General features: G+C 57.2%; 27 protein-coding genes and 1 tRNA gene. 15 read left to right on the forward strand and 13 right to left on the reverse strand.

Going from position 1 to position 25916, the window contains the following annotated elements; translation table 11 throughout:
• Positions 1-107 precede the first annotated feature (107 nt).
• Positions 108-497: a VOC family protein gene (locus AC0J4F_RS07325; protein WP_473025849.1), complete on the forward strand. Its 390-nt coding sequence runs from the start codon at positions 108-110 to the stop codon at positions 495-497.
• Between the two features lie 11 nt (positions 498-508).
• Here AC0J4F_RS07325 and AC0J4F_RS07330 read toward each other — a convergent pair whose 3' ends face one another.
• A complete protein-coding gene (locus AC0J4F_RS07330; RefSeq protein ID WP_133952251.1) occupies positions 509-949 on the reverse strand; it encodes a MarR family transcriptional regulator in 441 nt (146 codons plus the stop codon).
• A 59-nt stretch (positions 950-1008) separates the two neighbouring features.
• Here AC0J4F_RS07330 and AC0J4F_RS07335 point away from each other — a divergent pair, with 59 nt between their 5' ends.
• Entirely contained in the window at positions 1009-1404 is a 396-nt protein-coding gene (locus AC0J4F_RS07335) for an antibiotic biosynthesis monooxygenase family protein (protein ID WP_473025850.1), read from the forward strand.
• Entirely contained in the window at positions 1404-1922 is a 519-nt protein-coding gene (locus AC0J4F_RS07340; protein WP_473026410.1) for a cytochrome b, read from the forward strand. The genes AC0J4F_RS07335 and AC0J4F_RS07340 overlap by 1 nt, the downstream gene beginning before the upstream one ends.
• Positions 1923-1983: 61 nt before the next feature.
• On the opposite strand, the gene AC0J4F_RS07345 is transcribed toward AC0J4F_RS07340, so the two are convergent.
• Entirely contained in the window at positions 1984-2991 is a 1008-nt protein-coding gene (locus AC0J4F_RS07345; protein WP_473025851.1) for an NAD(P)H-dependent glycerol-3-phosphate dehydrogenase, read from the reverse strand.
• Positions 2978-3454 carry an NUDIX hydrolase gene (locus AC0J4F_RS07350; RefSeq protein WP_209179998.1) on the reverse strand — a complete coding sequence of 159 codons (477 nt, stop codon included), beginning with the start codon at positions 3452-3454 and terminating at the stop codon, positions 2978-2980. The genes AC0J4F_RS07345 and AC0J4F_RS07350 overlap by 14 nt, the downstream gene beginning before the upstream one ends.
• Before the next feature lie 238 nt (positions 3455-3692).
• On the opposite strand from AC0J4F_RS07350, the gene AC0J4F_RS07355 reads away from it, so the two are divergent.
• Together AC0J4F_RS07355 and AC0J4F_RS07360 are read left to right on the forward strand one after the other, a co-directional pair.
• On the forward strand, positions 3693-4091 hold the full coding sequence (locus AC0J4F_RS07355) for a hypothetical protein (RefSeq protein WP_040451062.1): 399 nt from the start codon (positions 3693-3695) through the stop codon (positions 4089-4091).
• Between the two features lie 148 nt (positions 4092-4239).
• Positions 4240-6015: a creatininase family protein gene (locus AC0J4F_RS07360; RefSeq protein WP_473025852.1), complete on the forward strand. Its 1776-nt coding sequence runs from the start codon at positions 4240-4242 to the stop codon at positions 6013-6015.
• Positions 6016-6021: 6 nt separating this feature from the next.
• On the opposite strand, the gene tsaD is transcribed toward AC0J4F_RS07360, so the two are convergent.
• The gene (tsaD, locus tag AC0J4F_RS07365; protein WP_473025853.1) at positions 6022-7128 is read right to left on the reverse strand and encodes a tRNA (adenosine(37)-N6)-threonylcarbamoyltransferase complex transferase subunit TsaD; all 1107 of its coding nucleotides are present in this window, start codon (positions 7126-7128) and stop codon (positions 6022-6024) included.
• A 96-nt stretch (positions 7129-7224) separates the two neighbouring features.
• Between tsaD and hemC the strand changes: the two genes are divergently transcribed.
• Both hemC and AC0J4F_RS07375 read left to right on the forward strand, forming a co-directional pair.
• The gene (gene hemC, locus AC0J4F_RS07370; RefSeq protein ID WP_133952235.1) at positions 7225-8151 is read left to right on the forward strand and encodes a hydroxymethylbilane synthase; all 927 of its coding nucleotides are present in this window, start codon (positions 7225-7227) and stop codon (positions 8149-8151) included.
• A gap of 4 nt (positions 8152-8155) precedes the next feature.
• Entirely contained in the window at positions 8156-8869 is a 714-nt protein-coding gene (locus AC0J4F_RS07375; RefSeq protein WP_133952233.1) for a uroporphyrinogen-III synthase, read from the forward strand.
• A gap of 53 nt (positions 8870-8922) precedes the next feature.
• Here the strand turns inward: AC0J4F_RS07375 and AC0J4F_RS07380 are convergent, their stop codons facing one another.
• Positions 8923-9294, reverse strand: coding sequence for a hypothetical protein (locus AC0J4F_RS07380; protein WP_133952231.1), 372 nt, complete (start codon positions 9292-9294; stop codon positions 8923-8925).
• 241 nt (positions 9295-9535) lie between these two features.
• Here AC0J4F_RS07380 and AC0J4F_RS07385 point away from each other — a divergent pair, with 241 nt between their 5' ends.
• From AC0J4F_RS07385 to AC0J4F_RS07395, 3 genes are all read left to right on the forward strand, one after another.
• Positions 9536-10873 (forward strand): mitofilin family membrane protein, encoded by a 1338-nt coding sequence (locus tag AC0J4F_RS07385; RefSeq protein ID WP_133952229.1) that lies wholly within the window; start codon positions 9536-9538, stop codon positions 10871-10873.
• A 78-nt stretch (positions 10874-10951) separates the two neighbouring features.
• Positions 10952-12904 (forward strand): heme biosynthesis HemY N-terminal domain-containing protein, encoded by a 1953-nt coding sequence (locus tag AC0J4F_RS07390; RefSeq protein ID WP_473025854.1) that lies wholly within the window; start codon positions 10952-10954, stop codon positions 12902-12904.
• A 181-nt stretch (positions 12905-13085) separates the two neighbouring features.
• Positions 13086-13161 (forward strand) — tRNA-Thr (locus AC0J4F_RS07395).
• A 159-nt stretch (positions 13162-13320) separates the two neighbouring features.
• On the opposite strand, the gene AC0J4F_RS07400 is transcribed toward AC0J4F_RS07395, so the two are convergent.
• On the reverse strand, positions 13321-13644 hold the full coding sequence (locus tag AC0J4F_RS07400) for a hypothetical protein (protein WP_209176138.1): 324 nt from the start codon (positions 13642-13644) through the stop codon (positions 13321-13323).
• 375 nt (positions 13645-14019) lie between these two features.
• Here AC0J4F_RS07400 and AC0J4F_RS07405 point away from each other — a divergent pair, with 375 nt between their 5' ends.
• Genes AC0J4F_RS07405 through AC0J4F_RS07415 form a run of 3 tightly spaced genes read left to right on the forward strand, consistent with a single transcriptional unit; the run spans position 14020 to position 16919 of the window.
• A complete protein-coding gene (locus AC0J4F_RS07405; protein ID WP_133952223.1) occupies positions 14020-15048 on the forward strand; it encodes a TRAP transporter substrate-binding protein in 1029 nt (342 codons plus the stop codon).
• Positions 15048-15557 carry a TRAP transporter small permease gene (locus AC0J4F_RS07410; RefSeq protein WP_133952221.1) on the forward strand — a complete coding sequence of 170 codons (510 nt, stop codon included), beginning with the start codon at positions 15048-15050 and terminating at the stop codon, positions 15555-15557. Before AC0J4F_RS07405 ends, AC0J4F_RS07410 begins: the two co-directional genes overlap by 1 nt.
• Positions 15558-15563: 6 nt before the next feature.
• Positions 15564-16919, forward strand: a complete 1356-nt coding sequence (locus AC0J4F_RS07415) for a TRAP transporter large permease subunit (protein ID WP_133952219.1) — start codon at positions 15564-15566, stop codon at positions 16917-16919.
• 61 nt (positions 16920-16980) lie between these two features.
• Here AC0J4F_RS07415 and AC0J4F_RS07420 read toward each other — a convergent pair whose 3' ends face one another.
• The 7 genes from AC0J4F_RS07420 to pobA all read right to left on the reverse strand — a co-directional run bounded on the left by AC0J4F_RS07420 (position 16981) and on the right by pobA (position 23004).
• A complete protein-coding gene (locus tag AC0J4F_RS07420) occupies positions 16981-18288 on the reverse strand; it encodes a lyase family protein (RefSeq protein WP_133952217.1) in 1308 nt (435 codons plus the stop codon).
• 157 nt (positions 18289-18445) lie between these two features.
• Positions 18446-19282 carry a 3-oxoadipate:acetyl-CoA acetyltransferase gene (locus tag AC0J4F_RS07425; protein WP_133952215.1) on the reverse strand — a complete coding sequence of 279 codons (837 nt, stop codon included), beginning with the start codon at positions 19280-19282 and terminating at the stop codon, positions 18446-18448.
• 7 nt (positions 19283-19289) lie between these two features.
• A complete protein-coding gene (gene pcaG / locus AC0J4F_RS07430) occupies positions 19290-19910 on the reverse strand; it encodes a protocatechuate 3,4-dioxygenase subunit alpha (RefSeq protein WP_473025855.1) in 621 nt (206 codons plus the stop codon).
• A gap of 2 nt (positions 19911-19912) precedes the next feature.
• Complete coding sequence (gene pcaH, locus AC0J4F_RS07435) at positions 19913-20638, reverse strand: protocatechuate 3,4-dioxygenase subunit beta (protein WP_133952211.1); 726 nt, start codon at positions 20636-20638, stop codon at positions 19913-19915.
• Positions 20639-20661: 23 nt separating this feature from the next.
• Entirely contained in the window at positions 20662-21051 is a 390-nt protein-coding gene (gene pcaC / locus AC0J4F_RS07440) for a 4-carboxymuconolactone decarboxylase (RefSeq protein WP_473025856.1), read from the reverse strand.
• Positions 21044-21835, reverse strand: coding sequence for a 3-oxoadipate enol-lactonase (gene pcaD / locus AC0J4F_RS07445; protein ID WP_473025857.1), 792 nt, complete (start codon positions 21833-21835; stop codon positions 21044-21046). Before pcaD ends, pcaC begins: the two co-directional genes overlap by 8 nt.
• Positions 21835-23004 (reverse strand): 4-hydroxybenzoate 3-monooxygenase, encoded by a 1170-nt coding sequence (pobA, locus tag AC0J4F_RS07450; protein WP_473025858.1) that lies wholly within the window; start codon positions 23002-23004, stop codon positions 21835-21837. The genes pcaD and pobA overlap by 1 nt, the downstream gene beginning before the upstream one ends.
• A gap of 94 nt (positions 23005-23098) precedes the next feature.
• Between pobA and pcaQ the strand changes: the two genes are divergently transcribed.
• Both pcaQ and AC0J4F_RS07460 read left to right on the forward strand, forming a co-directional pair.
• Complete coding sequence (gene pcaQ / locus AC0J4F_RS07455; protein WP_133952203.1) at positions 23099-24019, forward strand: pca operon transcription factor PcaQ; 921 nt, start codon at positions 23099-23101, stop codon at positions 24017-24019.
• A 101-nt stretch (positions 24020-24120) separates the two neighbouring features.
• Positions 24121-25773, forward strand: a complete 1653-nt coding sequence (locus tag AC0J4F_RS07460; RefSeq protein ID WP_473026411.1) for a thiamine pyrophosphate-requiring protein — start codon at positions 24121-24123, stop codon at positions 25771-25773.
• The last annotated feature ends 143 nt before the right edge of the window (positions 25774-25916 follow it).

Here is a 25916-nt window from a genome sequence, read left to right on the forward strand (position 1 = left end):
AGCGAACTAGGGGTGGGAACTTCTTTGGATGCTTGCAGATGCAGCGTTGGAAATGACTGTTGCCCGTGATAGCGGTGCAAGCCCCGTTTCCGCAGGATAGCATCTTCATGAAACAGTTTATCAGCGCCGTGTCACTTCTCGTACCGGACTATGACGAAGGGTTGGAATTTTACGTCAACGTGCTCGGATGTCAGCTGATAGAAGACACGGAGTTGGAGCCTGGCAAGCGCTGGGTTCTCGTCGCTCCTCCTGGTAGCGCGGAAACGCGGCTTCTCCTCGCCAAGGCAGATGGGCCAGAGCAGCAGGCAGCCATCGGCAACCAGACCGGCGGGCGGGTGTTCATGTTTCTAACGACCGATAACTTCGATCGGGATTACGCCGCTATGTCGAAGAAGGGTGTCCAGTTTCTGGAGGCCCCGCGGCGCGAACCTTATGGCACAGTGGCGGTGTTTCAGGATCCGTTTGGAAACAAATGGGATCTGATCCAGCCTGCGTGAGACCGGGACACCTAGCCGGCCTGCATTGAGGCAATTGCCCGGCGCATGAATTCCAGAAACTGCGCGGTTTCCTCTTCTGTGAAATCGTCCAGCGCAACGGCGTTTTGAGCCATGGCGGCATCGATGGCATCTTTCTTGAGCGCCCGCGCCTTGGGCGTGAGATGGATCCGCTGAACCCGGCCGTCTTCGTCACACGGTTTGCGTATCACGAGACCATCACGCTCCATTCTGGACAAAGTGTTGGCAAGGGTTGCCTGCTCAATGTCGAGCGCGGCGACCAGGTCTTTCTGCGTCTGGCCTTCCTTCTGCCACAGCGCGACAAGTGCCGGGAATTGGCCGGTTGCTAGCCCGAGGGGTTTGATCCGCCGTTGAAGGCCGGACGCAAACAGGCGCGCCAAATGATTTGCCAGATATCCGGCTGAAGAATTTTTTTCGAATGCCATGTCTTGCATATACGATACATAGCATACTATATAAATAAATATAGCTTGCTATTTAATGGAGATTGCAAATGCTCAGTAAACGAACCACCCGGACTCTCGCGATTGCTGCATCGGCCCTGTCAGTTTCCGCTCAAGTGCCAGCGCAGGAGTTGTCACCCAAAGAACCGGTTACGCTCATCAATGCGTTTGAAGTGTCGGCGGACCAGGTTGAGACAACGATTGAAGGCTGGAGATCTGCACGCGCTTTTCTGGAAACCCAGCCGGGTTACATCGAAACCCAGCTTCACAAATCAATCATGCCGAAAGCCAGGTTCCAGCTTGTAAACGTTGCAAGATGGGAGAGTGCCGATGACTATGCCGCGGCAATCCAAAAATACCGTGAGAGCGGCGCTGCGGGTGCGCTCAAGGGGACTGTGTTTCATGCAGCTCTCTACGTGCCGATCGAACAGGAGGATGGGTCGTGATGGTTCGAGTCGTTTCGAAAACCCGAACCCTTCACTGGTTGATTGCTGTGTTCGTGGCGTTGGCGCTTGCGACGGGCTACATGGCGCAGCAGATACCATCCATGAGCGGTGCGTTCCTAAGGATCCATCTCGCGGCTGGTTTGCTCGCCGGATTGTTGTCCTTGGTGCGTTTAGCCGCCTGGCTGGTTGCAGGAGGACAGGCTTCGACGATTGGGCATCAATCAAAAGGGATACATTGGGCGGCCAAGATGGTTCACGGCTTTCTGCGCGTTCTGCCCGTGATTCTTCTGGTGAGCGGGGTGGGCATGTTGGTTTTGACAGGCGCTGCGCCCGAGATCCTGAGCGGCAACACTCCCGATCCAGAACTTCTAGCCCAAGCTCCGCCGCAGTCTTTGCATCATCGAGCGGCCTTCGCCCTTTTCGTCTTGATAACGGGCCATATCGCTGCAGCCATTTGGCATAGGCAGGCCAAAAGGGGCTGGAAACTGCAAAAAGTGCCTCAAAGCTCAATCTCATGAAGACAAGGCTGCCGAAAAGGGCAGCCTTTTCGTGTTGATGTGTCTTGCAGTGCTAGGCGTCTCAAAAAAAGTCAGTTTCTGATTTCAGCGGCCTGGCCATGAGGGTGTTCAAAGCTTCGTCAATCGTCATGTCTTCACTGACCATCCGGGCGACGGTGTCACAAATGGGCACCTCGATCTCATGCTTTTGAGCCAATTTGACCGCGACTTGCGCCGAGTATGCCCCTTCAGCCAGCTTGCCGCCGGCGGCGATCAGCTCCGAGGCCATAAAGCCTTCACCGAGTCGCATTCCAAATGAGAAATTGCGCGACTGAGTAGAGGAGCAGGTCAGTACAAGGTCCCCCAGACCGGACAGGCCTGTCAGGGTTTCGCCTTGTGCCCCCATCGCGCTGCCAAGCCTGTTCAGTTCCGCAAATCCGCGTGCCGTCAATGCTGCTTGCGCACTGGCGCCAAGTTTTCGCCCAGCCACTGCGCCACAAGCGATGGCAAGGACGTTCTTGAGCGCGCCGCCAATTTGTGTTCCGAGGACATCGATCGAGGCATAGGGACGGAAGCAGGGCGATTGCAGCGCTTCGCAAAGGCTCAGAGCTGTTTTTGCCGTGTGTGCGGCAACGGTAACTGCTGTCGGGAGGCCCTTAGCGACATCGTCAGCAAAACTCGGTCCGGACAAGACCCCGGGTTCTATGCCTGGTAGCTCTTCCTTCATCACCTGCGACAAAAGCTTGCCGGTGGTCTGCTCGATGCCCTTAGCGCATAAGACAACAGGCCCGCGCACAGTGCCGGTCTCTTTGAGAGCACTCAGGATGGCTCGGGTGGATTGTGCCGGTGTCACAAGCAGAATCGCATCTGCATCGGCGGCTTCTTTCAAAGACGAGGTTGCATTCAGATCTTCATCGAACGTGATCCCCGGCAGATACTTCGTGTTCTGCTTTTTGCTCCGGACTTCAGAGACTGTTGCAGGATCCCGCGCCCAGAGGCGCACGGTAGTTCCAGCCCGAGCCGCAGTTAAAGCAAGCGCGGTGCCCCAGGCGCCGCCGCCGATGACACCGATCGACTTAACGGCCCCCATTGATCTGCCCTTCCATGCGCGACCGTAGTGTTTCAAGCTGCGCTCCAAACCCTTCAAAATAACGGGTCTCGGGCGGCGCTTCCTCTGAGAACAAATCAACCCAGAACAGGCGGAACCGGATTGGTGCTCCACCCGCGCTTGGCGTCATTTCAAAATGTTCCCATTCGTCAGCGGGCTTTTCCGGAATCGTGCCGTGAAAATGCCGTCTGCGATGAAGGCCATCGAGAATTCCGGGCACATTGTCGATGAAGTGATCCTGGTCGGCGAACGATTCGAGGGCGATATCCAAGGTTAGTCCGGTCTCCTCGGAAAATTCACGTATTGCCCCTTGAAGATAACTCTCGCCTGGATCGAGCGTGCCGCCGGGCACCTGAAGATCCGGCCGCGGATTGTCGGCTTCTTCGAACACCAAAAGCTCCGGTCCGCAGGTCAGATAGACATAGGCTTTGTGAAAGATTTTCATCAGGGGTTCCGCTGCGCGCTGTGGTGCCTGCTTCGTATCAGTCCCGCCCGGGCAGAAAAAGACCAAGTTGCATATCTGCCTGATTTGATTGTCTAAAGCCGTCCCCGGGACGAACTTCAAGTTAAAAAATTATTGTAAAACAATAAAAAATGATTGAATTTAAGATTCGGATCAACTATCAGAACTCCCGCGGCAGGGGTCTTTCGACCCAATTTATTGCTTATCGGAGCCCCCACTGATGAATTTTGGCACTCTTTTCCCGCGCCTTTCCGTGACTGCAGTCTTGGTTGTTAGTCTGACGGCCTGCGGTCAAACCGGTTCGAATTACCGGCCGATCGTCGACGGTCCGATGGGGTATACCTACGAAAAGGATCTCGGAGATTGTAAAGCCCTTGCCGAACAGCGGCGTCTCTTCAATGACGAAACCAAGATGGCTGCTTTGGCTGGTGCAGCAATCGGCGGGGTGCTGGGAGCTGTGGAAGACGACGACGGAAAAAATGCTGCCGGGAACGCGGTGGCCGGGGCCTTGGCCGGAGGGGCGATCGGGGCTGGTGGCGGTGCTCTCAACGCCCATGGCGAACGCAAACAGATCGTCATGAACTGCATGCGTGGACGTGGGCACCGGGTTGTCGGTTAACTCCGGGGCCGGGGTGACCGGCTCCCATTTCAACCTGTTTCTTTGCCGAAGAACGGTTGGCAAAGATTGATTGTCAACGTGATTCCTAACCGGAGATTAACCAGTCTGACCTATCGCTGTTATGTCGAAAACCGCAGCGGCGTTGGTCATGGAACACATCGAAATTGCAGTCGCGACCCTTTTTCGGTCTATCGTGGCGATCGGCGTTCCTAGCGAGCGCATTTTTGTCCTCTATGTTTTCAGTACCCTGGCGATCGTCTATGTCCTATATCGCTTCCGCAAACCCACCGTTGCGTTTCTCAAATACTGTTTCCCAAAAGACATCTATCTGCACCCGTCTGCAAAGCAGGATTATCTCTATTACTTCTGGATGGCATTGCTGAAGGGTGTTCTCGTTGCTGTTCCCTTGGCTTGGCTGGGAACGAGCATGCATGGCATTTGGGTTGAGCCTGCAACGCTGCAAGCTGGCGAAGCATCGGACCATAGTTTTTGGTCCATTCTTGCCTTTTCTTTTCTGCTTCTGCTGGCCTTCGATTTTGCAGTATTTTTCACGCACTACCTGCAGCACAAAGTCCCGATCCTTTGGGAGTTCCACAAGGTTCATCACTCTGCAGAGGTGTTGACGCCGCTTACTGTTTTCCGGATGTCGCCCGTTGATCTAATTGTTACGGGTGCAGCAGTGGTCATCTGCGAAGCGGGCGCCCGTGCGCTCTGGTTGATGTTTGTCGGCCCGGCGCCTGACATCTTCGCAATTCTCGGGATCAACGTCGGGATCTTCCTTTTCTACCTATTCGGCTACAACTTGCGCCATTCGCACATCTGGCTGTCGTATCCCGCCTGGTTGAGCAGTCATTTGGTCAGCCCGGCCATGCACCAGATCCACCACAGCAGCGAAGTCAGGCATTGGGACAAGAATATGGGGCTGGTCTTCTCCTGGTGGGACTGGCTGTTCGGGACGCTTTATATTCCGAAAGAAAAAGAGACCTTCAAATTCGGAATTGACGGGCATGAGGCCAATCCTTTTCACGCCTCCCACGAGATGTTGTGGAAGCCGTTCATTTGGGCCTGGCGGCGGGTAAGCAGACGAGTGAAACAAGTCTTCTCCGTCATAACAGCGTGCCTCTTGTGCCTTCTCGGACCAACGCAGGACAGTGTGGCTGATGAGAGCTACAGCCCGCCCTCTTTGCATCTTGAGGACCTAACCTGGACCGAGGTCAGGAAAGCTCTGGACGCGGGCTATACGCACGTGATCGTTCCTTCCGGTGGAACTGAGCAAAACGGTCCCCACATGGTGCTTGGGAAGCACAATATCGTGGTTCGGTACACCTCTGGTGCATTGGCATCACAGCTTGGCAAGACGCTGGTTGCCCCTGTTGTGACCTATGTCCCGGAAGGAGATATCGACCCGCCGACAGGGCATATGCGGTTTCCGGGGACCTTGACGATATCGGAAGAGACCTTTGAAGACATCTTGGTGAGTACCGCGAAAAGCTTACTGCAGCACGGATTCTCACGGGTCTATTTCATTGGTGATAGTGGCAGCACCCAGCGTGGTCAGACGGCTGCGGCGGACCGGATGCGCGGTGGTTGGTGGTCGCCCGCCCCAGCCCAGGTCTTTCAGATCAGTGACTATTATTTTCCTGAGGCAAATGGGCAAATCGCTGAGCTTCAAGAACAAGGGTTCAGCTTAGAGCAGATCGGGACGCATGCTGGTATAAGGGATACATCCGAAGTAATGGCACTAAAAGCCGATGGCGTACGCGATCTCGCCAATGCTGTTCCCGGCTTGCTGAACGCAACTGGCGAAACAGGTGTCATAGGAGAACCGTCCCTCGCCAGCGCGGACATCGGTCGGGTCATGCTCGATTTGAAAGTGCAAGCCGCCCTCGCGCAGATCCGTGCTTTACCGGAACCCGGTCTCTAAGGACGTCTAGACTTTTGCGCCTTTTTTTCCGGCCCCCAAGACACCGGCGTTGGACTGATCGAGTGGCCAGCGCGGACGGGGCGGCAACTTCATGTCATCAACGAGGCCGTGCAGCAGGCGTTCAATTCCGGCCCACGCAATCATGGCTGCATTGTCCGTGCAAAGCGCCATGGGGGGCGCAATGAAACGGGCGCCAGCCTCGTCAGCAGCGGAGAGCAGGCTGCTGCGGATTTCCTGATTGGCAGCAACACCACCTGCCACGACGATGCTCGGTATTGTCTCCGGATAACGTTCCCGGAAGAATTCCAAAGCCGATTTCGTGCGCGCGGCGAGTACGTCCGCGACAGCACGCTGGAAGGCGGCACACAAGTCTGCGACGGTCTGATCATCGACCGGTTCCAGCTTTTTTGCCTGCGTGCGAAGAGCGGTTTTCAAGCCGGCAAACGACATGTCCAGACCAGGCCGGTCGAGCAGCGGACGCGGCAGTTTGAAACGGGTCACGTCCCCCTTTTTCGCCATTTTTTCAACATGCGGGCCGCCGGGATAGGGCAGGCCGAGAAGTTTTGCGGTCTTGTCGAACGCCTCGCCAATCGCATCGTCAATGGTCGTTCCGAGGCGTTCATAATCGCCAACCCCGCGTACGAGCAAAAACTGACTGTGCCCGCCAGAAACAAGCAGTAGCAGAAACGGAAAGTCCAGATCATCGGTTAGGCGCGCGGTGAGCGCATGGCCTTCGAGATGATTCACTCCAACAAGAGGCTTGCCGGCGGCCATGGCAATTGCCTTGGCAGTCATGAAGCCCACGATCACACCGCCAATGAGCCCGGGGCCGGCCGTTGCGGCGACAGCATCAATGTCATCCCAGGAACATTTTGATTTCTGGAGCGCTTCGGCAACAATTTTGTCCAGGATCTCGATATGCGCCCGGGCCGCAATTTCCGGCACCACGCCGCCGAATTCCGTATGTTCGTCGATCTGAGACCGGATGACATTTGATAGAATGTTTTTGTCGAGCGGTCCGCGCACCACGGCAGCTGCGGTTTCATCGCAACTTGTTTCAATGCCCAGAACCGTTAATCGGGTGTCCGCTCGATTTTCATTGACGAAGGTCATTGGTCTTGCCGCAGTTATTTGTGCTAGGTCATATACCAGAAAGAACGAACAGACCCGGCGCGTCTTTAGCCGGGCGTAGCATTTGGACGGTAAACCTTGCAATCAAATCCTTTGCGCATCGGAACACGGGGCAGCGCGCTGGCTCTGGCTCAAGCCCATGAAACCCGTGCCCGGCTGATGGCTGCCCATGACCTTCCAGAGGACGCCTTCGAAATCGAGGTGATCAAGACCTCCGGAGACCAGATCCAGGACCGGCCCCTGTCTGAAGTCGGCGGGAAAGGCCTGTTCACCAAGGAAATTGAGGAGGCCATGCTGGATGGGCGTATTGATCTGGCCGTACACTCGTCCAAGGACATGCCGACCGTTCTGCCGGACGGTTTGGCTCTGACTGCCTTCCTGCCGCGTGAAGATGTTCGGGATGCATTTTTGTCTCCCAAAGCCAAAACCCTGATGGATTTGCCGCATGGCGCGGTGGTCGGATCCAGCTCGCTGCGCCGCCAGGCGATGATCAAACGCCTTCGCCCCGATATTGATGTGGTGATGTACCGCGGCAACTTGCAGACCCGTTTGCGCAAGCTCGCAGAAGGCGAAGTGGACGCGACACTGCTCGCCTATGCAGGCTTGCGCCGCCTTGGCCTTGAAGGGGAGGTGACCAGCCTTCTCGAAACCGAGGATTTTCTGCCGGCTGTCGGCCAGGGCGCGATCTGCATCGAAAGCCGTGAAGGCGACGAACGGACGCTTGAAATGCTGCAGGCAATCCATGATCGGGAGACCCAAATCCGTCTTGATGCGGAACGCGCGTTCCTTGCGGTTCTGGATGGATCCTGCAGAACCCCGATTGGCGGTCTGGCCCTGTTGAACGGCGACGAGTTGACCTTGAAAGGCACAGTTTTGAAACCGGACGGCTCTGAGGTTCATGATGAGGTGCGTTCCGGACGCGCAGCTGATGCTGTTCAAATCGGCCAGGTCGCTGGTGAAGCCTTGAAAGCCAAGATGGGGCCCGGGTTCCTCTCGAACCACTGAGCCGATGCGTTTCCTTGTGACCCGTCCGCAACCTGACTGCAAGAGAACTGCCGATCGATTGCGGGCCTTGGGATATGAGGCGGACGAGATGCCCCTACTGCAATTTTGTCCCTGTCCCCCGCCAAGTTTTGACCTTACCGGTGTTGACGCTTTGGCGCTCACCAGCCGCCGTGCTGTTGATGCGATCACTCATCACGCACAGCTGGCACAATTGACGTCTCTGCCTGCCTTCACGGTTGGAGACAAAACCGCTGCAGCCTGTCGGGCGGTGGGTTTTGAAGATGTTCGCTCAGCTGATTCTGATGTGGCGGGTCTGGCCAGCCTGATCTTGTCCTCGGCTGAATTTGACTTGCGCAAGGTCCTTTATCTGTCCGCAGAACAGCGATCGGGCGATCTCGGGGAGATTCTGGAAAGGGGTGGCATCACTTGCCAGACCCTTCTGGTTTACCGGATGGAGGCTGTTCCGGACCTGCCGAAGACTGTCTTCGCAGTGCTGGCAAATGAAGACTATGACGGTGTTTTGGTGTTTTCGCGCCGCACTGGCGAAATCCTCGCGAAGCTCCTCACCGCCAATTTGCCACAACACATTTTTTCCAATTTGCCAGTCTACGCCATTTCCGGTCAGGCAGCAGCAGGTCTCCTGGGCTTTAATGACGTTCATATCGCCAGCGCGCCGCGTGAAGATGCGCTCTTCGATCTGTTGTTAGCAGAGTGTTAACCCGAACCGGGGGAGTCGTTGTTTTGCAGCGCGCAAGACTCTTTGCCGCGGTGCTACCGCTTTGCAAAGAGACGTGTATAGTTAAGATCTTGGGACTGGCTGGGTGCGGGAGAGAGATAGATGGCAAGTGATAACAAAACTCCTGGCGGAACATCATCATCCGATGGCAAAGGATCCGGTTCATCCGCAAAATCGGGAAGCTCCGCCTCCAGTTCTGGGTCGTCCGGATCGAAGCGTCCGGTCACAATTGATCTGAAGCCGGAGAAGGTGAGCGACAAATCACCGTCTTCGACAGCATCCGGGACATCCGGATCGTCCAAGCCCGCCGAGTCGAAAACGTCCCCAACGACAAGTTCCTCAACATCTTCAACGCGTCCGTCAAGCGCCGCGTCATCTGCTACTTCGTCTTCGTCGACCGCTTCCAAGCCCGCTGGTTCGGCCGCCAGCAGTACGTCCTCTCAATCCGCTTCGAAGCCAACGACACCGGGTACGGACGCTGGAAAGAGCAGTTCGAGCAGCGCATCGGCAAGTACGGCAACGAGCAAATCGTCTTCCACTTCCAGCAGTTCGGCGCAGAAACCCGCATCCGGATCTGCAAGTTTCTCTAATCCGCCCGCAGCTCAGGAAAGCAGCGGCGTTGGAGCGTTCGGTGTTCTGATCGCCGCGGTGATCGGCGGCGTCCTGGTGCTCGGCGGAGGCTTCGGTCTCTATCAGGCCGGCATCGTCAAGTTGACACCTGAGCAGGATCAGGAGATGTCCCGCGCGCTGACAGCAGCAGAACGGAAAATCTCGGATCTGGAAAGTCAGCTGAGCGCGCTTGGAACGACTGTCTCCGGACAAGACGTCAGCGGAGCTCTTTCGGATTTGGAGAGCAAAGTCGCTGCCGTGGAGCAGTCTTTGACAGAAGCTGCCCAGTCTGGTGGAGCTGATGTGTCTGGTGCCGTCGATGCGTTGAAGCAGGACTTTGATGCCTTGAAAGCAGATCTGGCTTCCGGTTCTGCAACGTCTGCAGACGGAACGCCTGTAAATCTGGCGCCGCTGGAAACCCGGCTGAGCAGCCTGGAAGATACGGTGAAAGCCGCAGCACCCGTTGATCTCGCCCCGATTGAGTCCCGACTTACCGAACTGGAAGGCGGCACTTCTGCGGCGACGTCAGAGACGGAAAAACTCTCCGGTTCCGTGACGGACCTTGAAGGTCAGGTCAAAGGTTTTGAGACGCAGCTGACCGAGCTGCAGACCCGTCTGCAGAACACGGAGGCAACAGCAAAAGCTGCGCAAACAGCGGTGTCGACCTCAGATGTGTCCTTGAAGACCCTTGCGGACAGCCAGGCGCGGGCCACAGAAACACTTTCGAGCCTCTCGGCAGACATTCAGTCCGTCGGTGCTGCCAACAACGCAGCGCTTGAAGATTTGCGGGCCGAACTCGACAGCTTGTCCAAGAGACTGGCACAAGTTGAATCAACCATGGGTGATGCAACAGCGCGGGAGACTGCGGCGCGGGCCTTGTCTGTGTCGGCATTGAAGTCGGCGGTGGATTCGGGCCGTCCTTATGAGACAGAGCTTGCAGCCGTCAAAGCCGGCCTTCCGGCAGATATGGACCTGTCCGCGCTTGAAGCACACGCAAAGACTGGTGTGGAGCCTGTGTCTGTCCTGATCGCGCAGTTCCCGAATGTTGCGCGCAGCGTCTACCAGACCTTCGCGGAGCCGGACGAGTCCGGCGATGTGCTGCAGAGCTTCCTGGCAAGTGCCCGGTCACTTGTGGCAGTGCGCGGGCCGGGCAATGCAGACGGCACCGGGCCGGATGCCGTTTTGCGGCGGATGGAAAATGCTGTCTCCAAGGGAGATTTGAGCGCGGCGCTTGCGGCCTCCAAGGATCTGCCGCAAGCGGGTCAGGACGCAGCTGCGGACTGGACAAACCGGGCAGAGGCACGGGTTGAAGTTGATGCGCTGACGGACAAGGCGTCTCAGGAAGTTCTGAGCGCGCTTGCGAAAAACGACAGCTGAGCCGGTGGCCGTTCAGCGGCCAGCCGGATTTGAGTTTATTCTGCCGGGATGGTCCGGCGCACTTTGGGAGCGACACCGATGATCCGCGTCCTCATCTTTTTCGCCATGCTGTTTTTGGCTGCCCTCGGGTTTGCCTGGATGGCGGATTTGCCTGGAACGATATCGGTCAGCTGGAACGGCTATGTCTGGGAACAGCCGCCGGTGGTGGTTGCCCTGGTGGTGGGCCTTGTTCTCGTCGCGTTTCTGGTCGTTGTCGGTGTTATCCGCGCGATCCTGAAATCTCCGCAAATCGCTGGCCGTTTCTTCAAGCAGCGCCGGAAGGACAAAGGCTACACAGCCTTGTCGCAAGGGTTGATTGCACTTGGCACGGGCAATGCCAAAATGGCACGGCGCTACGGACTTGATGCAGACAAGCTGCTGAATGAAGAGCCGGCGACTAAACTCCTTCTTGCGCAAACGGCGCAGCTGGCTGGCAAGGACGGCGAAGCACGGCAGCGCTTTGAAGCCATGCTGGACGATCCCAATACAAAGACGCTCGGTTTGCATGGCCTGTTTGTCGAGGCAGAACGCCAGAAGGAGCCGGTTGCCGCGCGCCATTACGCGGAAGAGGCTGCGAAATCCGCACCGGGCCTTGAGTGGGCCGGGAAAGCCGTTCTCGGGTATCAGGCTGTTGCCCATCATTGGGATGAGGCGCTGAAAACCCTTGAGCGGAACTATACGTCCAAACTCCTGGATAAAAAGGCTTATCGCCGTCAGCGTGCAGTCATCCTCACCGCTCTTGCCCACAAACTGGAAGACAACGATCCGGACCGGGCCTTCTCGCTGGCAAAAGAAGCGCACGGGTTGGCACTGGATTTGGTTCCGGCCGCTGTCATCACATCTCGGCTGGCGACCCGCCGGGGAGATATCCGTAAGGCGTCGAAAGTGATCGAAGCGACTTGGCGGTTGTCGCCGCATCCGGAGTTGGCCGAAACCTATTCCCATGTGCGCACGGGCGATTCAGCTGTTGACCGGCTGAAGCGTGCCAAAAGCCTTGCGGCGCAGCGCGCCAACACCGCGGAAGGGGCCATCGCGATCGCCAAGGCTGCATTGGAAGCGCGCGAATTTGAAGAAGCCCGCACACAGCTGAAGAAAGCGCTGCAATCCGAGCCGACCAGGGCGGCCTTCATCCTGATGGCCGAAGTGGAAGAGGCCGAGACCGGCGACAAGGGCCGGGTCCGCGATTGGCTTGCACGGGCGGTCAAGGCGCCGCTCGACAAGGTCTGGATCGCCGACGGCGTGGTGTCTTCTGAATGGCAGGCCGTGTCGCCTGTGACCGGGAAGCTGGATGCGTTCCAATGGTCCTCGCCGGGCAGCCTCAACGAGGAAGATGGTGTTCTGTTGGAAGACAGTTTGTTTGAGGCCCCTGTTCTGCCTGCGGCTGCACCAGTCAAGGAACCTGCTGCAGAGCCTGTCGAGCCGGCGGCGACCGCACCTTCGCAGACCAAAGACGCGTCCGACGAAAAACCGGAAGAGGCTGCCGATGCCAAGGTCGTTGAGTTGAAGGCCGAGCCTCAAAGCGAGGAGCCGTCAAAAACGACCAAGGAGACGGAACCTGCACCAAGCGCTAAGTCCGACGTAAAAGCGACTGCTGCTCCGGTTAATAAGGAAGGCTATGAGGGGACAACGGACGATGTGAAATTCGCCCCCGCCCTCAAGGACTTGCCGGACGGTCCCGCAGCTTCAGCTCCGTCTGATAAGGCTTCCGCTGCCGCGGCACCTGTAAAAGATGCCGATGCAGAAAAAGCCAAAACAGACGAGGCTGAAAAGGCCACTTCAGACGCCACACCCGACAAACAGGCCGCTGAACCTGCTTCCGCCGTTAATGGCACATTTGAAGACAGCAAGTCTGATGAGAAAAAGGCCAAAGACGAGGACTTAGATCGTCCGATTGAATTTCCTCTCTCGCGGATGCCGGATGATCCTGGCACGGACGATGACGAGGACGCAGACGACAAGAAGAAAGGTTCCCGCCCCCGGTTCTTTAACTAGGCTGAGGAGGGAAGCTTCAATCCGGAAAGTACTGATGACCCGAACGTGTGGTCATCATTTCCTGGACCCGGAAAAGCCCTTGCATCCGGATCGAAGCTCCGGTAATTAGCGGCCCACTCGGGCAGCGCCAGTTTTTGAGGACTGCCTTTGAGATCGTCTCTTGGAGTTGTTCAAGAGCCAAGCCGCTGTAGCTCAGTTGGTAGAGCACGTCATTCGTAATGATGGGGTCGTAGGTTCGAGTCCTATCAGCGGCACCATCTTCTCTTATTGCGCTATCGGCCTTTGGCCTACTTGAGCGCTTTTCTCACTTGCACCACTTCTTCAAAGGTTATGACAATCTATGAAGAGCGCAGCACCGCGATCAGCGGTCGGCGTCGCCTATGAATGCGCCACCACTTGGGCTGTATCCTGACAGCTCAGCGGTAACTCGATGAGTAGAATGTCAGTTCATTCGTGCACGGGTTGGCATCACTCTGGATGGAGCCGTCCGGTTTGACGATCAATTCGATCAAGTTGCTGGTGATCGCCCGGTAGTAGCGGGTGCCGTCTTCATCAAAGGCCGTCAAATGCCATATGACGTAGGCTTTGCCGTTTTCCTTTGGCGTAATCTCGCAAACCGCCAAAGGTGCTGCCGCTTTGACCTTGGAAATAGCATCGTCAGCATGCGCGGCTGCACTGAAGCCGATCGCAAATGCCGCAGCAGCAAAAACGCTCATCCGCGCTGACAGTTGGCTCATCATCCAGTTATCTCCTGTAGTGTTCTCATAAGAGGCTGCACCTCACTCTATGCGGCTCCCTCAGCAGAGTACAGGCTGAGATGATGTCTCGGGGACTGGCTGGTGTTGATGCCACGGGTAATCGGCACTTAGTTTCCAAAAAAGGAAATCAACTCCAACATTATGTCATTTTACATTACCAAGTGAATTAGTAAAAACTGAATTCGGGAGGAGACATGTCTCCTGTTTAATGGTGGGATAGGCTTCAATAGGGTGAAAAATTATGTGCCAGCGGCACCTTGCACCCGATAAGCTTGGGCAACCAACAGCGCGAATGAGGCGCGGCCACAGCCGGACTGGTCTTTCACTTGTATGTCCGGCGTAGGAGGAGGAACGATCATGCATTTTAAGGCGGTTTTCGGCGCAGCCCTGTTGGCGCTCGGCGCAACATCAGTGCAGGCTGCAGATCACGAGTTCAAGCTGCACCACTTCCTGGGCGAAAAAGCCCCGGCACACTCCAAGATGCTGGTGCCCTGGGCCAAGCAGGTGGAGGAAAACTCCGGTGGCAAGGTCTCCATCGAGATCTATCCGGCGATGACCCTGGGCGGCCGTCCGCCGGAGCTGATCAACCAGGTTCGTGATGGTGTTGTGGACCTCGTCTGGACGGTCAACGGCTATACGCCCGGCCTGTTCCCGCGCTCTGAGGTCTTTGAGCTGCCGGGGGTCCACAAGAACGATACCGCAGCGACCAATCTGGCGCTTAAGGAACTCTTCGAGAGTGATCTGAAAGACGACTACAAGGGCGTTGAGGTCATGTTCCTCCATGTGCATGCCGGTCAGGGCATTCATATGCGCGACACGGAAGTGCGGTCAGTCGCAGACCTCAAGGACAAGAAAATCCGGATCCCGACCCGCACGGGCGCCTGGGTGATTGAAGCGCTTGGCGCGTCCCCGGTTGCCATGCCGGTCCCGGAACTTCCGCCTGCATTGCAGAAGGGGGTTATTGACGGGGCCATGATCCCTTGGGAGATCATTCCGCCGCTGAAGATCCAGGAGCAGACCAATTACCAGATCGAAGGGGCGGACAAGGAACGCTTTGGCACGACGGTGTTTCAGGTGTCCATGAACAAGGACCGCTGGGACAGCTTGCCGGAAGATGTCCAGAAAGCCTTCCGCGATGCATCGGATGCTGCCTGGTCGAAGGAAGTTGGCGATATCTGGGCTGGTGCGGATGATTTTGGCATTGGGCTCGCGGTGAAGGCCGGCAACACGCACATTACCTTGACGCCGGAAGAAACCGCGGAGTTCAACACAGCGCTTGAGCCGGTTGTCGGCCGCTGGGTCGAGGAAGTCTCCAGCAAAGGCATCGACGGGTCCGCTTTGGTGGACAAGGCCCGGGCTGCTGTTGCAAACAACGCGTCCAACTGATGCCGGCAGATCAACAAACAGGCAATTCCGGGTTCACCGGGATTGCCAGCCGGGTCATCACGGTCTGGGCTCTCCTTGGCGGCGGTGTACTTTTGGCCGTCGTAGCGGTGAACATGTTGTCCATCATCGGATCCATGTTCGGTAAACCTTTCCCCGGTGACTTTGAACTGACGGAAATGGGCGTTGCGGTCGCAGTGTTTGCGTTCCTGCCCTATTGCCAGCTGACAGGCGCCAATGTGTCAGCGGATATTTTCACAGCTGGAGCCTCGAAGCGGTTGATCGCGTTCTTCACGTTGCTGGGCTCGCTGGTTGCGCTTGGATTTGCATCTTTGCTGATCTGGCGCATGTTCCACGGGATGCTCGACCAAAGAGAATACGGTTATACGACTACGATCTTGCAGATCCCGCACTGGATGGCGTTTGTTCCGATCCTTGCATCTCTTGTTTTGCTGGCTCTTGCAGCGCTCGTCACTTTGATGCGTGACACTTCAGCCCTGTCGAAAGGATAATGATAAATGGCAGACGCTGTTGTTCTCGGCGTGGGCGGGCTCGTCGCGCTTATTATCCTGATTGCGATCCGGATGCCGATTGCCTACGCGATGATCCTGGTCGGCGGCGTCGGAACCATGCTGCTCAACGGTCCGGCATTGGTCTTCAGCCAGTTGAAGACGTTGGCGTATGGCCAGTTCTCGATCTACGACCTGTCCGTTGTGCCGATGTTTGTGTTGATGGGGGCGATCGCATCCAAGACGGGTCTTAGCCAGGCGTTGTTCCGGGGGGCAAATGCCTGGCTTGGCTGGCTGCGCGGTGGCACGGCGATGGCGGCAATCGCCGGCTGTGCGGGCTTCGGGGCGGTGTGTGGTTCGTCCCTTGCGACGGCCTCCACCATGGGCAAGGTCGCCCTGCCGGAACTGCGCCGCTACAAGTATTCCGGGGCCCTTGCCACCGGGACCCTGGCGGCGGGCGGCGTGCTCGGAATCCTGATCCCGCCCTCTGTTGTCCTGATCATTTACGCGATCATCGTTGAAGCGAACATCGTGACGATGTTCATGGCGGCGTTCCTACCCGGCCTGCTGGCCGTAGTCTTGTTTCTGCTGACCATTGCGATTTATGTGGCGATCAAGCCAGAGGCTGGCCCGAAAGGCGGTGTGCCCGAGCGCCGTGAGTTCATCGAGGCAACGGCCGGAATGATCCCGGTTCTGCTGATCTTCGCTCTTGTGATCGGCGGCATCTATTTCGGCTTTTTCAACCCGACCCCGGCTGCTGCGGCCGGTGTGTTTCTTGTGCTGGTCTTTGGTCTCTTGCAGCGCAAGTTGTCCTGGCCGGACATGCTGGGCGCGCTCAAGGAAACGGCAGCGACCTCGGGTATGATTTATCTGATTATCCTTGGTGCTGAACTTCTAAAGATCTTCATGTCGCGGGTACGCCTGCCTCAGGAAACCGCTGCCTGGATCGCCGGTTCGGGCCTTGAGCCGATGACGGTTCTGATCCTCCTGCTCGTTGCGCTTATCCTGCTCGGTTGCCTGATGGACAGTCTGTCGATGATCTTGCTGGTGATTCCGTTCTTCTGGCCGGTTCTGGTCGAGATCAATGGCGGGATCTATCAGGGCGCTGACGGCGCCGGGTTTGGTATGAGCACTGAAGACCTGAAGATCTGGTTCGGGATCCTCGCGCTCATTGTAGTGGAGCTTGGACTGATTACGCCGCCGGTTGGAATGAACGTGTTCGTGATTTCCTCCCTGGCCCGCGACACCCCGATGATCGAGACGTTTAAAGGTGTTGCGCCCTTCTTTGGCGCGGAGTTGGTGCGCGTGGTGCTTCTTGTCAGCTTTCCGGCGTTGACGCTGTGGTTGCCAAGTGTGCTCAGTTAGCGCGGATTGCAGTCATTTGCTTGAGGCCTGTCAGACTGCGCGTTCAAAGCGAAGCGGAGAGCTATCTCGACCGCCGGGCGAATATCTCGGCGGTCATTTCCTTGCAAGCCGGTATGACAGTAGCCGGGTCAAGAACGGCGTCCCAGTCGATCCCGTTGGGCGCCAGTTCCTTCAAGGTTGATTTGAAGTCAGCCTGTGACGCGGCCTTGGCAACAATGTCCTTGGCTTCGGCTCTCGGAATGCCGTTCTTGGCAAGTGCGAAGCTTGCAGCCTCTGCCATGATTTCCGGATGGTTCTTGAAGCAAGCGGAAATCCGTTCCGGGTTCGCAGACATGCTGTCTGCAAGCGCTTGGGCGTGGCGGAGGGCTGCGCCGGCTGCAATCAGCATCTGCGGCAAGAATGCCCATTCCAGTGGCCAGCGGGCGCCGTCCCGTTCTTCTGCCGGACTGGCCGCTGCCGCAATCCCGCCTGCGGACGCTTGCACGATGGTGTTGAGCGTCAGAATGGCTTCGGCCTGAACCGGATTGGCCTTTTGCGGCATTGTCGAGGACCCGCCGCCTGTTCCCGACGAGACCTCCGCAACTTCTGATCTGCCGAGCAGAAGAAGATCGCCGGCCATCTTGGCAAGACCGGCGGTGAGGGCATGCAGCCAGGCGGTCAGCGCGAGGATATTCGATCGGTTCGTGTGCCAGGATGGCGAAAAATGGAGCTTGAGTTCCTTGGCAAGGGCTTCTGCGATCCGCGGTCCATCTGGCACCACGGCACCGTTGACTCCGGAAGCCCCGCCGAACTGGATTTTCAGAACTTTCTTGCGAAGATCTGGCAGATCGGCCTCAGCGTCAATTGGGCCGTGTGCCCATTGTGCAATCCGGTAGCCGAACGTGACAGGTGTCGAAATCTGCGACCGTGTCCGGCCGGCCAGAAGCTGATTGGCGTGCCGGACGCTTTCTGTTTCCAAAGTGTCGATCAGTTTGCCAAGGCGTTCTTCCAGCACATCGAGGCAGCTCTTTGCCTGGAGAACCAGCGCCGTGTCCATCACGTCCTGGCTGGTGGCTCCCCAGTGCAGCCAGCTGCCTGCGTCGTCACCGGCGATCTTTCTCAAAGAAGCCACAAGTGCGGGAACGGGAATTCCAGCAGACCTCGTGCCGCTACTCAAAGCATTCGGCTCAATCTCACTGGTTTCCAGCGCAGAGACGATCGTTGCAGCTGCACCTTCCGGAATGATGCCGAGGGCGCCTTGCACTTTTGCGAGAGCCTGCTCAAACCGGATCATATGAAGAAGATCGGCTTCCTCATCCAGCCGCAAAACCAGATCGGCGTCGGAGTAAAGATCGGAAAAAACCGGGCTGGAAAACAGGGAAACAGGCATGAAACCTACGTTCAGACAGAGGATGCCTGATCAAGAAACAACAGAGACTAGATCAGCGGGCGTTAAATCGGGATCGATTTCACGTCCAAAGCTGACCGATTTTTAGTGGTCGAGCACCTTCGGGCGTTTTCAATCAAAACGCCCGATGCTCTAGCCGTCAAGCGGCTTGGAGCGGAATCTGCAGGATCTCGCGGGCCTTTTGCCAGTCCGCAACCGGCCGATCATACTTCTCGCAAAGCTCAACCGCCCGTTTGACCAAAGCGGCATTGGACGGAGCAAGCCTGTCCTTGTCGAGGCGGATATTGTCTTCCAGTCCGGTGCGTGTGTGCCCTCCGGCTGCGATCGACCACTCGTTGATGGTCAGCTGGTGACGGCCGATGCCGGCAGCACACCATTCGGCATCCGGAACGAGCCGTTCGACGGTCCTGATGTAATAGTCGAACACATCCTTATCGACGGGCATGGCGTTCTTCACGCCCATAACGAACTGGACATAAAGACGGCCCGGTATGCGGCCATCCCTGTTCATCGCCGCTGCCTGGTGAATGTGGCTGAGATCGAAGGCCTCGATCTCCGGTTTGATGGTGTATGTCCGCATTTCTGCGGCCAGCCAGTCCACAAGATCCGGCGGGTTTTCGTAAACCCGCGTCGGGAAGTTGTTGGAGCCAACGGAAAGGGAGGCCATGTCCGGCTCAAGCGGCAGCATGCCGCCGCGCGCTTTTCCTGCGCCTGAACGCCCGCCGGTCGAGAACTGGATGATCATGCCGGGACAGTGTTTTTCAAGACCTTCCTTCAGTCGGGCAAATTTCTCCGGATCCGAAGACGGGCTTTGATCCTCGTTGCGCACATGGGCGTGGCAAATTGTGGCGCCGGCTTCAAAGGCCTCATGTGTGCTTTCAACTTGTTCGGCGACAGTGACCGGCACAGCCGGATTGTTTTCTTTTGTCGGCAACGAGCCGGTGATCGCAACACAGATGATGCAAGGTTTGCTCATATCCGCCTCAAATGTCGAAAAAGACGGTTTCGTCTTCGCCTTGCAGCTTGATGTCAAACCGGTAGACCGGCGTTCCATCGCTGTCTGTCCGTTCTGCAATCAGCGTTGCCCGGCGGCGCTCCCACTCGATCAGATTGAGCACCGGATCGGCTGCATTGGCGGATGTCTCATCTGAAAAATAAAGCCGGGTTTGCAGGCCAACATTTATCCCGCGGGCGACGATCCAGAGGCTGATATGCGGAGCCATTTGACGACCGTTCAGATCCGTGACCGCACCCGGCTTGACTGTCTCGAAAGTCCAGTTTCCGGTCTCGAAATCCGGAATGACCCGGCCCCAGCCCCTGAACCCGTCCTCAACTTCACCACGATGCTCCGGATGGGCATAGATGCCGTCTGCATTGGCCTGCCAGGTTTCCAGAAGCACGTCCTTGATCGGAGACCCCATGCCATCAATGACACGGCCCTCAATGTGGATGCGTTCGCCTTTTGCGTTTGGCCCGGCAATGTCATGCCCGAGCTCCTGGGTGTAAATATCAAAACCGGCGGCTCCGGGCGCAAGGCCTATGTGGACATAAGGGCCCGCCGTCTGGGAGGGTGTTTCTTTCAAGTAATTCAGTGTCTGGCGCATGATCAGTTCCCCTCCGGCCGGTTTTCAAACAGCGTCGAACGGCGCCCACGTAACACGATGTCGAACTTGTAAGCGATGGTATCGAGGGGGATGGTGGCGTTGAGATCCAGCCGTGCGACCAGTTGATCAACCGCGTCCGGGTCCGGAATAGAGTTCACGATCGGGCATTTGGCGATCAACGGGTCGCCTTCAAAGTAGCACTGCGTGATCAGGCGCTGTGCGAAGGCGGAACCGAAGATGGAAATATGGACATGGGCCGGCCGCCAGTTGTTGACCCAATTGCGCCAGGGATATGCGCCAGGCTTCACGGTTCTGAACGCGTAGTACCCGTTCTCGTCCGTTAGTGTGCGGCCACAGCCACCAAAATTCGGGTCGATCGGCGCGAGATAGGTGTCCTTCTTGTGCCGGTAGCGGCCACCGGCATTGGCTTGCCAGATTTCGAGCAGTGTGTTCGGAACCGGCTTTGCATTCTCGTCGAGAACCCGTCCATGAAGGATGATGCGCTCGCCAATCGGGCTTTCGCCCGGTTTTGCGTAGTTCGACAGAAGATCCTTGTCGAGCGGGTCGATGTCGTTGTGTCCAAAGACCGGTCCGGTGATTTCGCTGACTGTCGTTTCCAGGCTGATCATCGAATACTGAGGGGATCTGGAAACGCTTGTCTTGTAGTCCGGCGTCAGCGCGGGCGGCTGCCATTGCCGGTCACGCTGGTAATAGGGGCCTGGTTTCATTGTGGCGTTCCTCCCGGCCGGCGTTATTCGCCCGCCTCCTCCCGTTCCATGTCCGCGTAAGTGTCCTTGGCAATCTTGAGCGCCTGGTTGGCCCGAGGAACTCCAGCATAAATCGCGACATGCTGGAAGGCCTCCAGAACATCCTGCTTGCTTGCGCCTGTCCGGGCCGTTGCGCGGATGTGCATGGCAATTTCCTCAAAATTCCCGAGAGCTGCCAAGAGGGCCAGCGTCAACATGGAGCGCTCGCGCGGGCTGATGCCGTCAGATGCCCAGACCGTGCCCCAGGCCGCTTCGGTGATCAGCGTTTGAAAGGGCGCATCGAGATCGGTCTTCGCAGCCTCTGCGCGATCAACATGGGCGTTGCCCAAAACGGAGCGGCGGACATCCAGACCCTGCTCATACCGGTCAGACATGAGCGCTCTCCTTCAAAAAATTCTGCAAATGGGCCGTAAAGACGTCGGCCTGCTCAACACAGGGCAGGTGACCGGCACCATCTATTTCAACAAACCGGCTGCCAGGAATGAGGTCGGCTGTGGCTTTTACCTGTTCCGGAGGGCTGGCGAGATCTTCAGATCCGGCGAGCCCCAATACGGGAAGCGTCAATTCGGAGGTTGTCGCGGTGAGATCCGTTACGGCCAGAGCTTGACTACAGCCGATATAACCCTCAGCTGGCGTCCGGCTCAGCATGTTGCGCCACGCAATGCATTCGTCAGAGTGCCGGAAAGGGCCTGAGAACCAGCGGTCCAGTACAGCGTCGGCGATATTTTCGACACCGCCTTTGCGGACAGCGGCAATCCGGGTTTGCCACATCTCTTCTGTGCCCATTTTTGCCGCTGTGCAGGCCAGAACAAGACTGGTCATGCGATCCGACTGGCGATGGGCGAGCAGCTGTCCGATCATTCCGCCAATGGAAAGGCCGACCAGCGAGAACTGAGATACGCCGATATGGCCGAGCAATTCCTCCAGATCTTCGACCAGATCCGTCATGGAATAAACATCAGAGGGGCAGGAGGAGAGGCCATGGCCGCGCTTGTCGAAGCGGATGTAGCGGAAGCCTTCTTCAGGAAGACGCTCGATGACCTTGTCCCAGAGCCGCAAATCCGTGCCGAGGGAGTTTGCAAACACGACAGGGGTGCCGGTCGGGTCGCCGTCTTCGCGCCAGTAAATGTCCGCATTTGTGAGCCGTGCGATGTGCATCAGTAGGGCAGTCCCACATAGTTCTCGGCAAACCACTTTTGGGCGGTCGGATTGTAATGCAGAGACTCAATTTCGGCCCGCTGCATTTTCAGATCAAACTCGGATTGATCCGGAAACCGGTGCAGCAGATTGGTGGTTGCCCAACTGAACCGCTCCGCTTTCCAGACTCGTGCCAGCGCCGTTTCGGAGTAGGTTTCGATACCTGTGCTGTCCTTATCGAGGTAATAGGCTGACAGCGCGCGGTAGAGATAGTGAACATCTGACGCAGCAGTGTTGAGGCCCTTTGCCCCAGTCGGAGGCACGATGTGCGCAGCATCGCCGCAGAGGAACAATCGGCCCCAGCGCATCGGCTCGCTGACAAAAGATCGCAGAGGCGCGATTGATTTTTCAATCGACGGCCCAGTGACGAGCTTTTCCGCGATATCCTCCGGAAGCCGTCTTTTCAGTTCTTCCCAGAACGCCTCATCGCTCCAGTCCTCGACCTTATCGCTGAGCTCGCATTGGACGTAATAGCGGGACAGGTTTTCATTGCGCATGGAGCAGAGTGCAAATCCGCGGGTGGAGTTGGCGTAGATCAGCTCTTCGTGCACTGGCGGCGTTTCGGACAGGATACCCAGCCAGCCGAACGGAAAGACCTTCTCATAGTCTTTGCGGACAGTATCCGGGATGGTTTTTCGGCTGACCCCGTGAAAGCCGTCGCACCCTGCCACGAAATCGCAGTCGATCCGGTGCTCGCTGCCATTCTTCATGTAAGTCACGTATGGTGCGTCCGTATCGGCATCGTGGATTGCGGCACCCTCTGCTTCGAAGATGGTCTTTGCACCGGAAGTTTCGCGGGCTTCATAGAGGTCGCGTGTCACCTCTGTCTGGCCGTATACGATCACGCTCTTGCCGATAAGGTCCTCGAAGTTGATCGAGAACATCTCGTTTTCATAGGAAATACAGGTGCCTGTGTGGACAAAACGCTCCTTGTCCATACGCTCGGACACGCCGGCCTCGCGCATCAGTTCGACCAGGCCCGTTTCCAGAATGCCGGCCCGGATCCGCGCAAGCACATAGTCCTTGGTCTTGCGCTCCAGAACGACCGCGTCGATCCCCTTCAGGTGCAAAAGTTGCCCCAGCAGGAGCCCGGAGGGACCTCCTCCAACAATGACAACTTGAGTACGCATCTAGACCTCCCCGCGTTTTTGAGCATATTGTTTATCTGAAATGGTGAAGTAAAATGACAAATTAGGTCATTTGATTTCCAAAATGGATAAGTAAATGATCGATCGGCGGATAAAATTCCGACACATCCAATGTTTTGTCGAGATTGCGCAGGAGCGCAGTCTGAAGCTCGCTGCCGACAAGTTGAACCTTACTCAACCGGCCATATCCAAAACCCTCAAGGAATTGGAGGAAACGATTGGCGCGACACTGATGTCCCGCAGCCGCGCGGGGATATCGCTGACGCCGCAAGGCAAGATGTTCCTGCATTTTGCCCAGATTTCCCTAGCCAGCCTTCAGCAAGGCCTGGACGGTGTGGTCAATGCCGGTGAGGAGGCTCGGGCCACCTTGACCGTTGGAGCTTTGCCGAGTGTTTCGGGAAGCTTCTTGCCCGCTGCCATCCGTGAATTCCGGGACCTGGCCCCAGCGGTCATGCTGAAGATCCTGGATGGTCCGCATGGATATCTGATCGAGCGTTTGCGGCTGGGTGAGATTGATCTGGTAATTGGCCGCCTCGGACGCCCGGTTACCATGGAAGGGGTTTCGTTCACGCAGCTTTATTCTGAGCGGGTCGAGTTCGTCGTTCGGGCCGGACATCCGCTGCTCGCCGCGCCAGACATCAAACGCATTGTCGACTGGCCGGTGCTCTACCCGCCGGACGGGTCCGCCATCCGGCCCTTGGTTGAGCGGTATCTGATCGCCAATGGCGTTGCGGAAATTCCGAACCGGATCGAGACCGTGTCCGGTGCGTTCGGGCGGATCTACACGCGTCAATCCGATGCCGTCTGGATCATCTCCTCCGGTGTTGTGCGCAACGAGACGTCTGATGGCAATCTGGTCCGTCTGCCCTTTGACAGCGACATCACCAAGGGGCCGATCGGCCTAATGACCCGCCCGGATGCGCAGCCAAGTCCGGCCGAGCAGATGTTCCGCCTTGCCGTTCAGACTGCCATTGAAAATCTGGAGCTTTCCTCATGAGCAAGATTAGGCCGGGTACACCTTCTGGAGAAACTGCGCGGTCCTGCGGCGCGCCAGAGGATGCTGGTTTCCTGACCTCTGGCGGGGCGTTGCTCAGCCGGATGAAAGCGATCGGCATTGACTACATTTTTGCAAATTCCGGGACGGATTTCCCGCCGGTGATCGAAGGTCTTGCCGAGGCTGATGCCAAGAACATCGATCTACCGGAAGCGATTGTCATCCCGCACGAAAGTGCGGCCATGGGCATGGCGCATGGTTACTATCTCAGCACCGGCAAAACGGCTGCAGTGATGGCGCATACGAATGTTGGTCTCGCCAACTGCGCGATAGGCGCGATCAACGCATCGATCGAAAACATACCAATGATGCTCTTCTCCGGGCGAACCCCAACAACGGAGCAGGGGCGGTTCGGGTCACGAACCGTTCCGATCGGCTGGGGGCAGGAAATGCGCGATCAACCCGCTTTGGTCCGTGAAGCCTGCAAATGGGACTATGAGCTGCGGTTTCCCGAGCAGGCTGTCGAAACGGTTGACCGGGCGAAAGCGCTTGCCGAGACAACACCGCGCGGTCCGGTCTATGTGAGCTTGCCGCGCGAAGTCCTATGTGAGCCTTGCCCGGCGGACCAATTGGGCTCGCCGGCGATTATGGTCGCGCCGCAGCCGGGTATCGACCAAGGCGCCATTGCACGGGCAGCCGAACTTATTTCCCAAGCTGACAATCCAGTGATTTTCGCGCAGCGCGGAGCCGGAGGCGCCGACGGCTTTGCAGCTCTTGCCGGGATGGCGGAGCGATGGGGCATGCCTGTCTGCCAGTATTGGGCTGTGCGGCTTGCGATGGATCTCGATCATCCGATGGCTGCAGGCAACGATCCGGCCGTTCTTCTGGAAACCGCAGATGTCGTTCTCGTTATCGACAGTCTGGCTCCCTGGGCACCGGACAAACACAAGCTGAAGCCCGGATGCAAAGTCATACACCTTGGCCAGGACCCGCTCTTCAGCAAAGTGCCTGTGCGCAATTTCCAATGTGATCTGGCAATCGCATCGGACGTGCAGCCGGGAATCGTCGCTTTGAAGGCAGCTTTGGATGAGCTTGAGCTGTCCGAAAAAGCAGCGCCGAGACGGGCTCAATGGGCTGCGCGCAACAAAGCAAACCGGCAAGCCGTTTTGGCATCGGCTGAAGCCGATGGAGCGGGGGGCATCACAAAGAATTTGGTCAGTCTGTGCCTGTCCCGCGTATTGGGGGATCGAAAAGCATCGGTGCTATCAGAACTTGGCTGTCCTCCGGCTCCCATGGCTCTAAACCATTGGCAGGCTTGGTATCAGGAACCTCATGCTGGCGGGCTCGGCTGGTGTTTTCCTGCCGCCCTTGGCATGAAACTGGGTGCCCCGGATCGGAGTGTCGTGGCGACCATGGGAGACGGGTCATACATGTTTTCCAACCCGGTGGTTTGTCATCAGATTGCCGAAGCTCTCGACCTGCCGATCCTTGTGATCGTATTAAACAATTCGGAATGGGGTGCGGTACGCCAGTCTGTTCTGGATCATTATCCGGATGGCTATGCGGCCCGAAGCAACAGGATGCCGTTGACCCAATTGTCGCCGGTGCCCGACTTTACGCATGTTGCCAAGGCCAGCCGCGCCTTCGCTGCTCGTGTTGAACAGGCGGCATATTTGGAGTCAGCTCTCAAAGAGGCGCTCAAGCAAATCGAGCAAAACAAAACCCTCGCATTTTTGGATGTTGTTGTGTCGCGGTAGATTTGGCTTGCGTTGGTACTTGCGGTTTTTGATCTAAAACTGATTGTTCGTTCAGGTTAAGGCGTTGTTTGAGTAATGGTGCCAGTAACCGAAATTATACGAATGATGTGAAATAACTTTACTTGAACAACTGCATAATTAGG

The sequence above is a fragment of the Roseibium sp. R5 genome, from assembly GCF_055755305.1.

Bases quoted from the DNA above. Each gene is read 5' to 3' on its own strand.
- AC0J4F_RS07325 (WP_473025849.1), top strand. From the start codon at position 108: ATGAAACAGTTTATCAGCGCCGTGTCACTTCTCGTACCGGACTATGAC.
- AC0J4F_RS07330 (WP_133952251.1), bottom strand. From the start codon at position 949: ATGCAAGACATGGCATTCGAAAAAAATTCTTCAGCCGGATATCTGGCA.
- AC0J4F_RS07335 (WP_473025850.1), top strand. From the start codon at position 1,009: ATGCTCAGTAAACGAACCACCCGGACTCTCGCGATTGCTGCATCGGCC.
- AC0J4F_RS07340 (WP_473026410.1), top strand. From the start codon at position 1,404: ATGGTTCGAGTCGTTTCGAAAACCCGAACCCTTCACTGGTTGATTGCT.
- AC0J4F_RS07345 (WP_473025851.1), bottom strand. From the start codon at position 2,991: ATGGGGGCCGTTAAGTCGATCGGTGTCATCGGCGGCGGCGCCTGGGGC.
- AC0J4F_RS07350 (WP_209179998.1), bottom strand. From the start codon at position 3,454: ATGAAAATCTTTCACAAAGCCTATGTCTATCTGACCTGCGGACCGGAG.
- AC0J4F_RS07355 (WP_040451062.1), top strand. From the start codon at position 3,693: ATGAATTTTGGCACTCTTTTCCCGCGCCTTTCCGTGACTGCAGTCTTG.
- AC0J4F_RS07360 (WP_473025852.1), top strand. From the start codon at position 4,240: ATGGAACACATCGAAATTGCAGTCGCGACCCTTTTTCGGTCTATCGTG.
- tsaD (WP_473025853.1), bottom strand. From the start codon at position 7,128: ATGACCTTCGTCAATGAAAATCGAGCGGACACCCGATTAACGGTTCTG.
- AC0J4F_RS07375 (WP_133952233.1), top strand. From the start codon at position 8,156: ATGCGTTTCCTTGTGACCCGTCCGCAACCTGACTGCAAGAGAACTGCC.
- AC0J4F_RS07390 (WP_473025854.1), top strand. From the start codon at position 10,952: ATGATCCGCGTCCTCATCTTTTTCGCCATGCTGTTTTTGGCTGCCCTC.
- AC0J4F_RS07400 (WP_209176138.1), bottom strand. From the start codon at position 13,644: ATGATGAGCCAACTGTCAGCGCGGATGAGCGTTTTTGCTGCTGCGGCA.
- AC0J4F_RS07405 (WP_133952223.1), top strand. From the start codon at position 14,020: ATGCATTTTAAGGCGGTTTTCGGCGCAGCCCTGTTGGCGCTCGGCGCA.
- AC0J4F_RS07410 (WP_133952221.1), top strand. From the start codon at position 15,048: ATGCCGGCAGATCAACAAACAGGCAATTCCGGGTTCACCGGGATTGCC.
- AC0J4F_RS07415 (WP_133952219.1), top strand. From the start codon at position 15,564: ATGGCAGACGCTGTTGTTCTCGGCGTGGGCGGGCTCGTCGCGCTTATT.
- AC0J4F_RS07420 (WP_133952217.1), bottom strand. From the start codon at position 18,288: ATGCCTGTTTCCCTGTTTTCCAGCCCGGTTTTTTCCGATCTTTACTCC.
- AC0J4F_RS07425 (WP_133952215.1), bottom strand. From the start codon at position 19,282: ATGAGCAAACCTTGCATCATCTGTGTTGCGATCACCGGCTCGTTGCCG.
- pcaG (WP_473025855.1), bottom strand. From the start codon at position 19,910: ATGCGCCAGACACTGAATTACTTGAAAGAAACACCCTCCCAGACGGCG.
- pcaH (WP_133952211.1), bottom strand. From the start codon at position 20,638: ATGAAACCAGGCCCCTATTACCAGCGTGACCGGCAATGGCAGCCGCCC.
- pcaC (WP_473025856.1), bottom strand. From the start codon at position 21,051: ATGTCTGACCGGTATGAGCAGGGTCTGGATGTCCGCCGCTCCGTTTTG.
- pcaD (WP_473025857.1), bottom strand. From the start codon at position 21,835: ATGCACATCGCACGGCTCACAAATGCGGACATTTACTGGCGCGAAGAC.
- pobA (WP_473025858.1), bottom strand. From the start codon at position 23,004: ATGCGTACTCAAGTTGTCATTGTTGGAGGAGGTCCCTCCGGGCTCCTG.
- pcaQ (WP_133952203.1), top strand. From the start codon at position 23,099: ATGATCGATCGGCGGATAAAATTCCGACACATCCAATGTTTTGTCGAG.
- AC0J4F_RS07460 (WP_473026411.1), top strand. From the start codon at position 24,121: ATGAAAGCGATCGGCATTGACTACATTTTTGCAAATTCCGGGACGGAT.